The sequence below is a fragment of the Cytophaga sp. genome, from assembly GCF_051961495.1.
Classification (GTDB): domain Bacteria; phylum Bacteroidota; class Bacteroidia; order Cytophagales; family Cytophagaceae; genus Cytophaga.
On record NZ_JBQCDF010000231.1, the window covers coordinates 1 to 12,825 of the forward strand.

A 12,825-nucleotide genomic window follows, 5' to 3' on the forward strand; every position below is an offset into this window, starting at 1 on the left:
TAAAATTAATTTTTATTTAATAATTTTTTTTAGTACCATGAAACTCATTTATTTTAATTAACGTACCCGGTGCAATTTCAACAGGGTCAGCAGTAACCAATACGGCCGCGCAGCCATCACCAAACAGCTGGTTTGAAACAATATAATCATCGGAATAATCTTTCTGAAAATGAATGGAGCACAACTCCGTGCATACGACCAGTACCTTCGCGTTTCCATTTGTTCTGCAGATTTCATCTGCCTGTTTTAAGGCAAGTATAGCAGCATTGCAACCCATGAAGTTGATGCTGCTCCGGTGTATGGATGGTGAAAGCTGCAGCTCATGCACCAGCTGGATATCCAGACCGGGAGCGAACAGGCCGGTACACGTAACCGTGATGAGATGTGTGATGTTGTTTTTTATTTTCTCAAATCCGGGAATTTTTACAACTGCTTTTAACGAAAGTTTTATGGCTTCCTCTTTAAAAACCTGCATGCGCTTTGCAAGGCCTGGTTCAGGTAACAGGGATACATCTTTTGAATAAAATTCAAAGGCCTGCGGTGAGAGGCTATAATCCTTCAGCACCGAATAGCGTTTGTGAATGCCTGTTTTCGAAGCGATGATCTTTATTTTTCTTTTAACATCTTCTTCGTTGGTAGAATTGGAATAGAACGTTGCAAACTCCTCTTGTGTATGAGAGTAAGCGGGGACGCTTGTTTCTATGGCTGTAATGTAACTCACGGTTTCAACAGTTAATAAAGTGTAAGGCCAGAAAACAACTGTTCATGCAGGTTGCTGCAACAAGATTCATGTACATGGTATTTTTGAAATTAGCAGCAGCAGTATTGTTCAATACTTTTATAAACCAATAGATGTAATAACCAACAATCGGGATAAAGAATATCTGCAGCACAAAGAAGTGTGCCGTTTCTCCGATAGCGTTGAAATATAAAAAGTAAAATACGTTTGCAACCCCAAACAGCACGCCGGTAAAAATAAACGTACCCACGTAACCGAGTTTGTAACTGATGGTAATTATTCCTTCTTTTAAATCCTGCTGATGCTGATAAATTTGTGTCAGCGGATAAGCCCCCGCAATCTGGCAGGTACATGCCAGTAACAGATATACGTTCGATTGATCCAGTAGTAATGCATGGCCTGTAATACCAGCATAGCACATATAATAGGTAAAGGCACCCTGAAAAATCGCCACAGTTAAAAAACCCGTATATGGATATTTTTTCAAGCGGATTTCCTTTGAGCTATATGCCCTTGATGCAAGTATATAAAGAACGATGCAGGCAGCAAACAATGGCGTGATCAGTATCCAGGCAAATGCAACTGCAGCTGCATCCATGAAAAGGGTTGTATAATAAAGCTTTTTTGTAGGTACCGGAGGTTTTTCCAATCCGCCGATGCTGTCTTCATCTCTGTCTATATAACTGTTATAGCCATTGCTTGAGGGATAAACGAGCAGGTGTATCAGCACAAAAGAAATTACAACATGAATGTTCAATGCCGATACGCCCGATTGACTTAACGCAAGCAGGAACAAGGGCATCAAAAAAAATGAAAAGGGGATTCGAAGCAGTTTAATGGTGTCCTTATCGGGTATTTGGCTCATGTGTATCTTTCAAAAAATTTATTTTTTGAATAGTCAAGATACATTTTTTCCGGTGATAGGCCTTACATTACAATCAGGATTTTTTACAGAATTGAAGCATCCGTTAACGAATGTTACAGCAGGCAATACAAAATAATAGATATGCAAATAAATCTTATTACGCTTCCAGCACTTCACAAAAATAGCCCCAGCGGATCATATGCTCGGTTATGCTCTGCGGTTGGATGATGCCGGCGCTTTCCACCCGGAGTATATTATCACAATCTGTCAGGTCAAAATTGATTTTCGATTCCGGCAAATGAGAGCTGAGGTCACTAATGATCTTATTAGCGACCTCAGCATCTGTTACATTTGTTTTGAATACTTCTACTGTCATATCTTAGGATTGCTGTACCCGAATAGCATTTCAGATTTTGCGCATTTGGGTATTCAGAAGCATTTTAAAGCATCGGAGAATTATTTCTTTTCGAGAATGGCTTTCAGATTTGCCAGGTTCTGCGTTTGTGCATCTTTAATGAATTTCTTTCCAATGAAACACATTAAGTTTGTTGGATATGGGTTATGGCCGTAAAATTCAGTAGTTACAGTTGACTTGTTGTCGCCCGCTGCTTTTACAATGGTTGCAGCCTTTGCATCACCTTCCATCGGCTCTTTAAACCGCAGGTCTACATCGACGCGTTCGCCATCCAGCTTAGTAATCTGCTGCTCACCTACGCCCATTTCCTTGCTTTCCCATGAAGAGATAAAACCAACGGTTCCATCAGTGCCGGTATATTTCACTACAATGTTTGTATCCTGCATGACCCAAACGCTGTAGTGTTCCTGGTTTTTGATCATCTTCACGTAATCATATACCTCCTGTTGAGGTTTGTCAATCGTAGTAGATACCGACACTGTATATGTAGTTGGAATGAAAATTGCAACAACCAACAACAGCGCAATAACTGCAACAAGACCGATAAGTATTTTTTTCAGAATTTTCATAGGATATAAGTTTAAAAGTGAACGGTTCATTAATTTTTTTCTGTATGATCTTTGAAGCTGTTCAGGATCGCCTGCCAGCCTGCCTGTTGCATCTCTCTAGGATTCATGCCTTCCGGTTCAAAACTCTCGACTACCTTTGTAGCGTCGCCAGCTTTAGAAAAAACAATTTTTACTTTTCTGCCATCACCCAGCGTGTATTCAATAAGTTCATTGGTTTTTACCTGGTCGTAAACACCGCCGAAATCGAAGCTCATGCTGCCATCTTTTGCTGCCATCGTTGTAGAAAAAGTTCCGCCTGTTCTTAAATCATTTTTTGCGGCAGGTGCATGCCATTCCGGTGAAGCCTGGCACCACTGCATGATGTGTGCCGGTTCATTCCAGTATTTCCATACTTTATCTACAGGTGCCTGTACAGTTGCTTCAATAGTTATTTCATTTTTCATATATAGTAGTCTGTTTATAGTTTTAAAGTCTGTTACTTTACCAGGCGAACCATGCATTGAACATCTGTATCATTCAGATACCATTCAACACAAGATCCCTGAGGATCAATAGCAGGATCCGAAAGCAGTACGTCAAATGCCTTTCTGATAGCTGTAATTTGCTTCTGATAATCTTTAATCACAATACTTATGTAATTCCCGCTTTTTAAAACAAATGTTTTCAGTCCAAGTTTTTCTCCTTCGTGTTCCGCCAGCTCTTCCGCGGCAGCTTTATAAATAATTTTTCCGGTTTTATCCGGATTTGAAATCCCAAAATACTTCCGTTTATCGGAATACGGAATCAAGCTATGCAATTTCTGATGCGCCGCCAACACGCCATCCGGAAAAGAATCCGCCTGCATATAGAACACCTTAATATCCTTTTCTAAAAAATAGTTTTTCATACTATCCTAATTAAGTACTTCTATGCAGTACGAATGAATTCTTTTAATTACATCGCCTTCAAAAGAATAAATATCGCAATAGTTTACAAAAGATTTCTGTCCGGCTGCATTAAAATAGCTACATTTTCCTTCAATTACAATTTGATTTCCGGCCTCTATTATATTATCATTCGTTAACACAGCAGACTCCATTTCAATCATCATCTGCGAACAAAAATCCACAACCAATTGCTTTCCTGTAATGCTTGTATTGCCGATGATATTCCATTCCATATCTTCGCTGAAAAATTCATATACACTTGAAAACTTTCCCTGGGAAAATAGCTCGCTTATTAAACGATTTGTTGGTTTCATAGGCGTTTTTTAAACGTTTGATGGTACAAATATAGTGGCAATATCCCAACCCCAGGTTGTGCAAAAACGACAAAGTGACGGGTTGATTCCGACATATCTTTTGTTTTACTTTACCATATGAAACACGTGTCCATTTTAGTTCTTGAAACCTCAATACCTGCTTGCCTGGTAGACCCGAGGTATATGTTTACCGCCATCAATAATTTTCTGAAAATAGCCAACCTGCAGCCGGCATTTTCGGTCAAGCTTGTCGGACTTACCGAAGAAGTAAAACTGCACGACGGACTTATCTCTATTCATACTGATGCGTTGTTGAAAGATGTAAAGAAAACAGACCTTATCATTATTCCGGCATTAAGCGGTCCTATACAGACTGCGATTAAAAAAAATACCGATTTCATTCCCTGGATCATTGATCAATACAAACAGGGCGCTGAAGTTGCCAGCTTGTGTATCGGCTCATTTTTACTGGCCTCCACAGGCTTGCTGAAAGATAAAAGTTGTTCTACACACTGGTTGTACGCAAATGAATTCAGAACGATGTTTCCTGATGTGATCCTTACCGATGATAAGATCATTACGGAGCAGAATGGCATCTACTCCAGCGGCGGCGCTACATCGTACTGGAACCTGCTTTTATACCTGGTAGAAAAATATACCAACCGGGAAATGGCAATCATGGCATCTAAATTCTTTCTGCTTGAAATGGATAGAGGATCGCAGTCACAGTTCATGATGTTCAAAGGCCAGAAAGAACATGACGACCTGCCGATATTAAAAGCACAGGAGTTTATTGAAAATAATTTTGCCGCGAGAATAACTGTTGATGAACTGGCGGACACATTCGGCATTGGCCGCCGCACCTTTGAGCGCAGGTTTAAAAAAGCAACGACCAATACCGTTGTAGAATACATTCAGCGTGTAAAGATCGAAGCCGCGAAAAAGCAACTTGAATCCGGCAGAAAGAATGTGAACGAAGTCATGTATGATGTTGGCTATACCGATGTTAAAGCTTTCCGGGATGTATTTAAAAAGGTAGCAGGCATGTCGCCGGTAGATTACAGGAATAAGTATAATAAATGATAAATTCCAAATACCAAAAACCAAATTCCAAACAGATGGATCTGAAGTCATTTTGTTGAGTAGTTTGGATTTTGTTATTTGTATTTTGGGATTTTAGCTTCCGCTATCCGATTCTCAAGCCATTCTCCACCCCTTTATCCAGCGTCAGCAGCGTTATTGCTTTGTTGTCGCCGAGCGCGCCAAGGATCAGGCATTCGCTCTGGATATTGGCAATCTGTTTGTCGGGGAAATTCACAACTGCAACAACCTGTTTGCCGATGAGTTCTTCAGTTGAATACAAAACGGTAATCTGCGCAGAAGTTTTTTTAATGCCTAACGGACCGAAATCAATATGTAATTTATACGCAGGTTTTTTTGCTTCGGCAAATGCCTCTGCCTGTACGATGGTTCCGGTACGGATATCTACTTTTTCAAAATCATGCCACGATAAATTCTTTGCCATCTCGTTCATATAAAATCTACATTTATCTTAAGCAGAACTCTCCAAGGATTTAAAACTCTTGGAGAGTTTCGCTGGTATTATTTTACTTCAAATGTCTGTTTCTTTCCGCCCGCTGCATCCGGTGCTACCCACAGGTTAAACATGCCCGGCTCTATAACGTATTTTCCTTCGTTTGTATAAAAGCCCAGTTCAGCAACAGGAACATGTAACTGCATCTCCCTGCTTTCACCGGCTTTCAATTCAACCTGTGCAAATGCTTTTAACTCACGTACCGGCCGAACGATCGAAGCCGACACGTCCTGCACATACAACTGTACCGTTTCCGTTCCGCTTCTTGTACCAGTGTTTGTGATGGTCACGGTTACATACAAACTATCGTTTTTATCCAATACATTTTGCTTAAGCAGAATATTGCTATATGAAAACGATGTATAGGACATGCCATAACCAAACGTATAACGCGGTGTAAAGCCGGCATCCAGATAATGTGAATTGTTGCCGAGCGAACTTTGCCACGCTTCAACAGGAATATCTTTAATACCTACAAACGATGCTGAATCCGCCGGCCTTCCCGTGCTGGTATGATTGTAATAGACGGGAATTTGTCCGGCTGTTTTGGGCCAGGTAACGGTTAGTCTTCCTGAAAAATTTTCTTTCCCCGTCAATACATCCGCCAACGCCGGTCCGGCCATGGTTCCCGGATGCCAGGCCATCACAACCGCAGCAACATTTGGCAATATACGGTCAATGGTAACCGGACGGCCCGCCATGATCACCAGTACGATTGGCTTGCCTGTTTTAGCTAATGCCTGTATCAGCTTTTCCTGCGCGCCAGGCAGACTGATATCGGCGCGTGAATGTGCTTCGCCGGAAAGAATGGCTTCCTCACCGGCAAAGAATACAATTACTTCTGACTTTTTAGCCGCGGCTACGGCTTCTTTAAAGCCTTCTTCGGATTCATCGCGACTATACTTCAAGCCCGCAGCATAGTTTACATTCGCAGCGCCATATGTTTGCTGCAAAGAAGTAAGCGGTGTTATCGAATTTGTTTTATCCCCATCAAAGATCCACGTGCCCAGCTGCTCTTTGGGTGCGTGCGCCAGCGGGCCGATCACGGCGATTTTTTTATTGGCTGAAAGCGGCAAGATCTGTTTTTCATTTTTCAGCAGTACAAAACTTTTTATGGCGGAAGTTCTGGCAAGCTCAAGAGAAGCTGGATCAAGTATTTTAAACGAATCTTTTTCTTTGAAATAAGGATTATCAAAAACCCCTGCGCGGAATTTTATACGAAGTATATGCCGAACGATTTCGTTCAGCTGTTCTTCCGTAATTTTCTTTTCCTCAATCAACGTCTTTAAATGATGTGCATATGCCTGGCTGGTCATCTCCATGTCCATGCCTGCTGTTGCGGCTTTTAACGCTACTTCTTTTTCATCGGCACAATAGCCATGTGAAATCATCTCTGTAACCGAATTCCAGTCGCTTACTACAAATCCACCGTACTGCCATTCATCGCGCAATACCTGTTTCAATAAAAAAGTGTTGCCTGAAGACGGTACGCCGTTCACATCGTTGAATGAAGTCATGAACGTTGCTGAACCGGCTTCAACGGCAGCTTTGAAAGGTGGCAAATATACATTGCGCAGCAATGACTCCGATACGTTTACGGTATTATAATCACGCCCGCCTTCCACGGCGCCATAAGCAGCAAAATGTTTTGTACAGGCAAGAATGTTTCCCGGCGTTGATAAATTTTCACCCTGGTAACCTTTGATGTATGCCCTGGTCAATACAGATGCCAGGTAAGGATCTTCGCCCGGCGACTCGGCAATGCGGCCCCAACGGGCATCACGGCAAACATCTACCATGGGCGCGAAGGTCCAGTTGATGCAGCGTGCATACGATTCATGTGCCGCAACAATGGAAGTCTGCTCAGCAATAGTTGTATTCCATGTTGCCGATAAACCTAAGGGAATCGGAAAAATTGTTTTATACCCATGAATCACATCGCGGCCAAACAGCAGTGGTATATGATTGGGACTTTCTTCAACGGCAATCTTCTGGATCTGTAAAACAAGCGCCGTGTCTGTAAGATTCAGAATAGCCCCGACCATTCCTTGGCGTACCTGCTCTTTCAGTTCGTCTGACAAACCTTTGCTGCGGCTAGAGGTGCCTTTCAGGCAGGCCTGTCCGATCTTTTCTTCCAGGGTCATTTTTGAAAGCAGCACAGTAATTTTATTTTCTACACTTTCTTCTTCAGCAGTTTGTGCCTGCTGGGCAAAAGTTTGTAGCGTTGTTAAACACAACGCAATTAAAAAGTAACTATATTTCATGAACCTGTTTGAATATTATTTGCCTTCCACCAGCGCTTTGATCTGAACCAGAATCGGGTTCCAGCCTTCGCCTTTGTTGTATACATCTTCGTAGCGTTTATCGCCTTCGGCGGCGCTTTCAAAGCCATCCTGCGTAACGGTTAAGATCGTCTCCTGTCCTTGCTGTTCTAACTTATATGTAACGTTGAGGTGATTGGCAGGAATGTCGGGGTAAGAGGCGAAGGGATCAATCACCGTATACACCAGTTGTTTGTTGGATTCGATCGCTTTGATCTTTCCCTTTACAAAGACGGTTTCCTTGCCTTCGTAATTGCCTCGCCACAGCAGGTCGCTGCCTACCTTCCAGTCGGAGACGGTTTCACAGCCGAACATATATACTTTGGTCTTCGCCGGATTCACCAAAGCATCCCATACTTCGGTCGCCGGAGCGTTGATGGTTATGGAGTTGGTGACAGTTTTTTTCGCTTGCATGAGTAAAGAAATAAGAAGTAAATAGAAATTTTCCGTATAAATATGCTACGCCTATTTATTAAATTTATACTATTATTCTTTTTTATAAAACTCTTTTATGAAATACCTGTTCTGTACATGTTGTCTTTTAGTATCCCTTGCAAGTTTCTGTCAGGAAAGCGAATACATTTCTGAATCCAGCAGATCAAACAATGTGATGTATTTTTCCATTTTAAGACAAAGTGTATTATCCATGCATTACGAACGGATTTTTCGTGTCAACGATCACTTCACTGTAAACCCACATGTGGGAAGTGGCTACATAACCGGATCTGCTGAAAAAGATGTCCCTGCAGCGGTAAACTTGTACCACGGCGTATACGGGCTTGCCGGCATTGGGAAATTTTATATGGAAGCGGGGGCTGATTTTGTTGTGCAGGATTTCGGCGGCGTCTTCTATTCCAGCATCAATGGCAACTTTGGTTTGCGATACCACCCGATCGTGAAAGAAGCGGTGATGTTAAGTCTCACCTATAACCCGATCTTTTATACTTCGAACGCGCATAATGATTTTAATATGCCGTATGGGTTTTCAGTGGGGGTTGGGTTTTAGGGGGTATGTTCGTCGCGGCGAATGGTATTTTTATTGTCTGAGCAGGGAGTAATATAGATATTTTTCAATTAGATTGTTATCTGTGTTGATATATTGGAAATATATGAAACTCTATATAATGAAATATCATACCCAGGACTAGCAATTGAACGGAATATCAGTTTTTCTCTGTCAGCTATCATTAACCTATACCTACCTTCGAAACCATGATCAAAACGCTTGTTAATATTTAAATCTACACTATTGTCTTGACTATTTAGTCCAATATATTCACATTCGAATAATAGTTTAGAATTTTCATTTTGAGCATAAAATTTATTGTCTGCGTAGTACACACTATTAAATTCTTGGTGAGTTGGATTGAAAATAATTCTCCATGTACCTTTCATAAATTTTTCAAAACTGATAATTTTTTCCACTACAAAAATATCCACAAATTCATCTTTTATTCTTCTGGAGGATTCTTCTATTTTTTGATTCCTCTCTTTCAATAAAGGATAGTCTTTCTGAAGCTTTTCAATTCCCCGTAAATATATTTTTTTAATCCACTCAATGTAATAGTCTATTCCATATTTAAAAACAGGTAAAATTAAAGTAAAACCTAATGCAAATAAAGATGGTTTCCACACCAACATCCATTGCTGACGATCGTACGTCTTAATAACAAACTTTATATAACCAATTTTATTTATAGGTGCTATATCTTCAGCGCTTAAAAATAATGTGGCATAGGGAATTTCCCAATTAATCACTAACCAGGATATAATAAAGCCTGACATGACAGGAGAAAAAATCCGTGTTTTAAAAACATCCATTATACTTTGGTTTGTTTCTTCTTTACTAGACATTCCTTGTTTATTAATAAATGTTGAGTTTGGTTTAAAAATCATTTTATTTAACCTTAAAATAAATCTTCTTTACGATCTAATCCGTTTTCCACCTCTCAACAACTATTAAATAATGTCGAGAAAATTGTCTCATGAGTTTACATTTTAATTTTTTTCCTTTTATCAAAAAAATATAGATATGCTTTAGAAGTAATTTTGTGCTTGTACCTAAGATGATAAATCAAAACATCTAATGGCTTTAAACGATATAAAGCCTCATTTTCCAAAACCTGTTGAACCACTATTAAATCAAAATTCTTATTTTCTGCTTTTGGGTCAAATCGAAATAAATTATTTGCATGCGCGCGATAATGTTTTTTATATACTACCCAACTGTAATCAAAATATTTAAGTGCATTATAAAATGCATCTATTTCACTTTCTGTTAAACTGGTTTTATGCTTACTAACATTAAGAGTGATAAAGGGGAATTTGCTTTCGAATTTTTGTGCCTTCATTTGAGGGCGCGGCAATTTATTTCTGAATTCTTTAATTAAGATATAATAGGAATTGTTTCTAGTCCATAGAAATTTAAAAAACCATCCAATAAGAGCTGATGCGCTTAATGTGATTGTAGTATCAATTACTATAGGATTCCACATTATTAATAAAATTACTTTCTGTACAATATTGTCTGAACATTAAATTGGAGGTAGGCCCAACTCCTTCAAAAATTCGTTGTGCTTATCCGTATTGATTTTTATACTTTTATTTATTTCAATCAGCTTTTTGTTCACCTCTTTCAAATCAATTTTTATTTCATCAACAGAAGTACTAACATATCTAGAAATATTTAGGTTATAACCATTCTTTTCAATTTCTTCCATTGAAACGCGTCGTGCATATCTTTCGATGTACTCAGGCCTGAACTGATAGGTTTCTACAATTTTGTTAATGTGTGCTTCTCCTAATGAATTTTGTCTCTTCCCTGAATCATATAGTTCTGATGCATTTATAAATAATACATCATCATTCTTCTTGCATTTTTTTAATATCAAAATACAAACCGGTATGCCTGTTGAATAGAACAAATTGGAGGGTAAACCAATAACTGTATCAATATGTCTGTCTTTTAAAAGCTTTGTTCGGATACGTTCCTCTGCACCACCACGGAATAAGACACCATGAGGTAAAATAATAGCCATCGTTCCACCGTCTTTCAAAAAATGAAATCCGTGTAGTAGGAATGCAAAGTCAGCGGCAGACTTTGGAGCTAATCCGTGACTTTTGAAACGAAAATCTTCTGATAAGGTATCATTAGGTTCCCAGCGTAAGCTAAAAGGCGGGTTAGCGACAATAGCATCAAATTCTATTTTCTTTCTAGGATTCATCTCATTGAGTAAATCCCATTGATTAAGTAAAGTATCTCCGTGGAATATTTCAAACTCGGTATCTTTCATGCCGTGCAAAAGCATATTCATTCGGGCAAGATTGTATGTAGTAACATTTTTTTCTTGCCCATATATTTTGCCAATATTCCCTTTAGCTTTCTTTAATTGATTCCTCATATTCAAAAGCAAAGAACCGGACCCACAAGCAAAATCAAGTACTCTATCTATTTTCTTCTTTGGACCTGTTGATGGGTCTTGAGAATCTAAAATAACAATACAGGAAAGGATAGTAGAAATTTGTTGAGGCGTATAAAATTCTCCGGCCTTTTGCCCAGAGCCTGCAGCAAATTTTCCAATCAAATATTCATACGCATCACCAAGCGTGTCGGTATCTGTTGAAAAATCTGCTATTCCTTCTGCAATTTTTTGGATGATCTTACAAAGTGTATTATTTCTGTCGCTCGACGTTTTTCCAAGCTTTTCTGAATTTAAATTAATTTCAGAAAATAATCCTTTAAATGAGCTTTCAAACGAATCGTCTTCTATGTATCGAAATCCTTTTTGAAGTGTTTCTAATAATTCTCCATTTTGAGTGCGAGCCAGTTCTGTAATATTGCTCCATAAGTATTTAGGTTTGATAACATAATGCACTTTTCTACGCATCTGCTGTTCAAATTCCTTTATATCTGCCTTATTCTTTTTATACCAAGTTTCCAATGGTGGTGGTATAACAAAGTCTGCTCTCTTTTCTTTGGAAGGATTTGGGGGATAATCTTTTCCTAATTCTTTTTTTGCCGCTTCTTCATAATTAAAAGATAAATATCTAAGGAAAAGAAATGAAAGCATATAATCACGGAAATCATCCGCATTCATTGCCCCTCTCAAATCATTGGCTATATCCCAAAGTGTATCACCTAATTTTTTATATTGTTCTTTTTGTGCCATTATACTTCAGTTTCTGTTTGAATTTCTTCGTTAAATATTCGCGGCAAATCGAATTTGTATTTTCCAAGAAACCCATTTAAAATACGTTTAAAAAGCTCTTTATTATCATCACCCATTTCTACGGGATCAAATATGGAATATTTTCCATGACTAAATAACTGCAATGCTCGTTCAAAGAGCACTTCATCTTCTAGCCCATCGATACATTTATCAATTCTATCATAGCCCAAAAAAGTGGCAGTTTTTTCTAAAATACTTCTCAAAGAATTAAAATGGTAAGTATAAATTTTACCTGATTCCGACACTTTCTTTAATTCGCTTAATGTTGCTATATGATGAAAGAAAGGTGTGTCGTTTGTGTCTTGCAAAGCATACCCATCAGCTCCTTTATTATGTAAAAAGTATCGTTTGTTTTTTACCTTTCTACCAAACTCATTGTAGAGTACATTAAAAAATAAACTATGATGTGTTGAAATTACTGTTTTAATTTCGTTGCCTTCCGTTGTTAACAAATTACATAAATCGCAAGCTACGGCAATAGCATTATTTTCATCAAGAGAGGATATCGGATCATCAACATAAATATATTTTACCCAACTATATGCAGGATCTTTGTCAATTGCTAATTGGCAAATAGCAAGAAAAAAACACCAAATAAATAGCGTTTCTTCTCCTCTGGAAATTTTAATATTTTCTACTGTTTGCTCTTTTCCCTCAACAATGATGCTTCTTGAAAAAGCTACTGTAGATGTATCATAATTAATATCAAATTTTAAATCTACGTAATTGTTAAAAAACGATTCAATTTTGACATCTAAATCTAATTCATGCAATCCGTCAAAAAAAACAGAATCAACATTCAACTGAAGAATCCTATTTGTATCGTTTTCTAGATCGTTATTCCAGAAAAATA

General features: G+C 38.7%; 16 protein-coding genes. 2 read left to right on the plus strand and 14 right to left on the minus strand.

What is annotated here, in order from left to right; all coding sequences use genetic code 11:
- Positions 1-16: 16 nt before the first annotated feature.
- The 7 genes from ACTHJT_RS12815 to ACTHJT_RS12845 form a co-directional block, all read right to left on the minus strand.
- Positions 17-721, minus strand: a complete 705-nt coding sequence (locus ACTHJT_RS12815) for a hypothetical protein (RefSeq protein ID WP_440238779.1) — start codon at positions 719-721, stop codon at positions 17-19.
- Between the two features lie 4 nt (positions 722-725).
- The gene (locus ACTHJT_RS12820) at positions 726-1,604 is read right to left on the minus strand and encodes a UbiA family prenyltransferase (RefSeq protein ID WP_440238781.1); all 879 of its coding nucleotides are present in this window, start codon (positions 1,602-1,604) and stop codon (positions 726-728) included.
- A 157-nt stretch (positions 1,605-1,761) separates the two neighbouring features.
- The gene (locus ACTHJT_RS12825; RefSeq protein WP_440238783.1) at positions 1,762-1,980 is read right to left on the minus strand and encodes a hypothetical protein; all 219 of its coding nucleotides are present in this window, start codon (positions 1,978-1,980) and stop codon (positions 1,762-1,764) included.
- Positions 1,981-2,060: 80 nt separating this feature from the next.
- Positions 2,061-2,588 (minus strand): SRPBCC family protein, encoded by a 528-nt coding sequence (locus tag ACTHJT_RS12830; protein ID WP_440238785.1) that lies wholly within the window; start codon positions 2,586-2,588, stop codon positions 2,061-2,063.
- A 29-nt stretch (positions 2,589-2,617) separates the two neighbouring features.
- The gene (locus ACTHJT_RS12835) at positions 2,618-3,031 is read right to left on the minus strand and encodes an SRPBCC family protein (RefSeq protein ID WP_440238787.1); all 414 of its coding nucleotides are present in this window, start codon (positions 3,029-3,031) and stop codon (positions 2,618-2,620) included.
- A 32-nt stretch (positions 3,032-3,063) separates the two neighbouring features.
- Complete coding sequence (locus tag ACTHJT_RS12840) at positions 3,064-3,474, minus strand: transcriptional regulator (RefSeq protein ID WP_440238789.1); 411 nt, start codon at positions 3,472-3,474, stop codon at positions 3,064-3,066.
- Positions 3,475-3,480: 6 nt separating this feature from the next.
- On the minus strand, positions 3,481-3,828 hold the full coding sequence (locus ACTHJT_RS12845; RefSeq protein WP_440238791.1) for a nuclear transport factor 2 family protein: 348 nt from the start codon (positions 3,826-3,828) through the stop codon (positions 3,481-3,483).
- 117 nt (positions 3,829-3,945) lie between these two features.
- Between ACTHJT_RS12845 and ACTHJT_RS12850 the strand changes: the two genes are divergently transcribed.
- Entirely contained in the window at positions 3,946-4,911 is a 966-nt protein-coding gene (locus ACTHJT_RS12850) for a GlxA family transcriptional regulator (RefSeq protein WP_440238793.1), read from the plus strand.
- 103 nt (positions 4,912-5,014) lie between these two features.
- Here ACTHJT_RS12850 and ACTHJT_RS12855 read toward each other — a convergent pair whose 3' ends face one another.
- The 3 genes from ACTHJT_RS12855 to ACTHJT_RS12865 all read right to left on the minus strand — a co-directional run bounded on the left by ACTHJT_RS12855 (position 5,015) and on the right by ACTHJT_RS12865 (position 8,157).
- On the minus strand, positions 5,015-5,362 hold the full coding sequence (locus ACTHJT_RS12855; RefSeq protein WP_440238795.1) for a tRNA-binding protein: 348 nt from the start codon (positions 5,360-5,362) through the stop codon (positions 5,015-5,017).
- Positions 5,363-5,430: 68 nt separating this feature from the next.
- Positions 5,431-7,686, minus strand: coding sequence for a beta-glucosidase BglX (bglX, locus tag ACTHJT_RS12860; RefSeq protein WP_440238797.1), 2,256 nt, complete (start codon positions 7,684-7,686; stop codon positions 5,431-5,433).
- A 15-nt stretch (positions 7,687-7,701) separates the two neighbouring features.
- Positions 7,702-8,157, minus strand: a complete 456-nt coding sequence (locus ACTHJT_RS12865) for an SRPBCC domain-containing protein (RefSeq protein WP_440238799.1) — start codon at positions 8,155-8,157, stop codon at positions 7,702-7,704.
- Between the two features lie 97 nt (positions 8,158-8,254).
- Here ACTHJT_RS12865 and ACTHJT_RS12870 point away from each other — a divergent pair, with 97 nt between their 5' ends.
- On the plus strand, positions 8,255-8,749 hold the full coding sequence (locus tag ACTHJT_RS12870; protein WP_440238801.1) for a hypothetical protein: 495 nt from the start codon (positions 8,255-8,257) through the stop codon (positions 8,747-8,749).
- 68 nt (positions 8,750-8,817) lie between these two features.
- On the opposite strand, the gene ACTHJT_RS12875 is transcribed toward ACTHJT_RS12870, so the two are convergent.
- The 4 genes from ACTHJT_RS12875 to ACTHJT_RS12890 all read right to left on the minus strand — a co-directional run.
- Positions 8,818-9,639: a hypothetical protein gene (locus ACTHJT_RS12875; RefSeq protein ID WP_440238803.1), complete on the minus strand. Its 822-nt coding sequence runs from the start codon at positions 9,637-9,639 to the stop codon at positions 8,818-8,820.
- Between the two features lie 95 nt (positions 9,640-9,734).
- Positions 9,735-10,094 carry a hypothetical protein gene (locus ACTHJT_RS12880; RefSeq protein WP_440238805.1) on the minus strand — a complete coding sequence of 120 codons (360 nt, stop codon included), beginning with the start codon at positions 10,092-10,094 and terminating at the stop codon, positions 9,735-9,737.
- A 183-nt stretch (positions 10,095-10,277) separates the two neighbouring features.
- Positions 10,278-11,912: a type I restriction-modification system subunit M gene (locus tag ACTHJT_RS12885; RefSeq protein WP_440238807.1), complete on the minus strand. Its 1,635-nt coding sequence runs from the start codon at positions 11,910-11,912 to the stop codon at positions 10,278-10,280.
- A partial coding sequence (locus ACTHJT_RS12890; RefSeq protein WP_440238809.1) for an AAA family ATPase occupies positions 11,912-12,825 on the minus strand: 914 nt, incomplete at its 5' end. The genes ACTHJT_RS12890 and ACTHJT_RS12885, both read right to left, overlap by 1 nt.

What these genes read in the sequence shown, in the direction of transcription:
- ACTHJT_RS12820 (WP_440238781.1), bottom strand. Translation starts at nt 1,604, where the DNA reads ATGAGCCAAATACCCGATAAGGACACCATTAAACTGCTTCGAATCCCC.
- ACTHJT_RS12825 (WP_440238783.1), bottom strand. Translation starts at nt 1,980, where the DNA reads ATGACAGTAGAAGTATTCAAAACAAATGTAACAGATGCTGAGGTCGCT.
- ACTHJT_RS12830 (WP_440238785.1), bottom strand. Translation starts at nt 2,588, where the DNA reads ATGAAAATTCTGAAAAAAATACTTATCGGTCTTGTTGCAGTTATTGCG.
- ACTHJT_RS12835 (WP_440238787.1), bottom strand. Translation starts at nt 3,031, where the DNA reads ATGAAAAATGAAATAACTATTGAAGCAACTGTACAGGCACCTGTAGAT.
- ACTHJT_RS12840 (WP_440238789.1), bottom strand. Translation starts at nt 3,474, where the DNA reads ATGAAAAACTATTTTTTAGAAAAGGATATTAAGGTGTTCTATATGCAG.
- ACTHJT_RS12845 (WP_440238791.1), bottom strand. Translation starts at nt 3,828, where the DNA reads ATGAAACCAACAAATCGTTTAATAAGCGAGCTATTTTCCCAGGGAAAG.
- ACTHJT_RS12850 (WP_440238793.1), top strand. Translation starts at nt 3,946, where the DNA reads ATGAAACACGTGTCCATTTTAGTTCTTGAAACCTCAATACCTGCTTGC.
- ACTHJT_RS12855 (WP_440238795.1), bottom strand. Translation starts at nt 5,362, where the DNA reads ATGAACGAGATGGCAAAGAATTTATCGTGGCATGATTTTGAAAAAGTA.
- bglX (WP_440238797.1), bottom strand. Translation starts at nt 7,686, where the DNA reads ATGAAATATAGTTACTTTTTAATTGCGTTGTGTTTAACAACGCTACAA.
- ACTHJT_RS12865 (WP_440238799.1), bottom strand. Translation starts at nt 8,157, where the DNA reads ATGCAAGCGAAAAAAACTGTCACCAACTCCATAACCATCAACGCTCCG.
- ACTHJT_RS12870 (WP_440238801.1), top strand. Translation starts at nt 8,255, where the DNA reads ATGAAATACCTGTTCTGTACATGTTGTCTTTTAGTATCCCTTGCAAGT.
- ACTHJT_RS12875 (WP_440238803.1), bottom strand. Translation starts at nt 9,639, where the DNA reads ATGATTTTTAAACCAAACTCAACATTTATTAATAAACAAGGAATGTCT.
- ACTHJT_RS12880 (WP_440238805.1), bottom strand. Translation starts at nt 10,094, where the DNA reads ATGAAGGCACAAAAATTCGAAAGCAAATTCCCCTTTATCACTCTTAAT.
- ACTHJT_RS12885 (WP_440238807.1), bottom strand. Translation starts at nt 11,912, where the DNA reads ATGGCACAAAAAGAACAATATAAAAAATTAGGTGATACACTTTGGGAT.